1 protein-coding gene is annotated in these 913 nt (G+C 67.5%); it reads left to right on the top strand.

What is annotated here, in order from left to right; genetic code table 11:
* Positions 1–93: 93 nt before the first annotated feature.
* A partial coding sequence (locus tag E2651_RS43445; protein ID WP_135336756.1) for a transposase occupies positions 94–913 on the top strand: 820 nt, incomplete at its 3' end.

Raw genomic sequence — 913 nt, 5'->3', positions numbered from 1 at the left:
CTAGATGGTTGATGCGCTTTGGCTCTGTCCGGAATGACGGAGAGTGCCCAGAATCGGTGGTGTAGAACACTGGCTCGACCCGTGGGGCGCGCTGTGAACACCGATCTGGACACTCTCCTGACCGCACTGTACGTCGAGCTGGATGACGGCATCATCCCCTCGCGCAGGGCGAGTTCGGGGCCGGGGCATCCGTTGGAAGTGACCGATGCGGAGTTGGTCTGCCTGGCCGTGGCCCAGGTGCTGTTGCGGTTCAACGACGAGCGGCACTGGCTGCGCTCGGCCCGGGCCCTGGTCGGGCATCTCTTCCCGCGGCTGCTGTCGCAAAGCGAGTACAACCGGCGGCTGCGCGGGGCTGGGGACCTGCTGGAAGCGGCCCTGCGCTGGCTGGCGGCCCGGACCCCGTCCAGTGCGGACGTGGTGCGGCTGTGGGACGGTACTCCCGTCCCGTGCGGCTCTTCGCGGCAGACCGCGAAACGCTCCGACCTGTTCGGATGGGCCGGCTACGGTATGGACAAGTCCCATCACCGCTTCTACTGGGGCATCGAGCTGATGCTGGTCTGCGCCCCGGACGGGCTGATCACCGGGTTCATCCTGGTGAATCCGAAGCTGGTCAAGGAACGCGACGCGGTGCGAATGATGTTCGCACTGGACAAGAACCGGCCCGAGCCGGGTACCACTGGGGTGTGTGACAAGGGTTTCGCCGGCGCGGAGTTCGAGGCGGACATGGCCGCGCTGGGAATCACGGTGGTCCGCCCCGCCCGCAAGGACGAGACGGACCCGGGGATTTTCCCGTACTGGCTCCGCCAGCGCATCGAGTCGGTGAACTGGACGCTCAAGGGCCAGCTCGGGCTGGAGGTCCACGGCGGCCGGGTGCTCTCCGGGCTGTGGGCCAGGGTCCTGCAGAGGCTCCTGG

It is taken from the genome of Streptomyces sp. MZ04, assembly GCF_004684775.1.
Lineage (GTDB): Bacteria > Actinomycetota > Actinomycetes > Streptomycetales > Streptomycetaceae > Streptomyces.
Note: the sequence above shows the minus strand (reverse complement) of the source record. Positions and strands in the feature narration are given on the sequence as shown.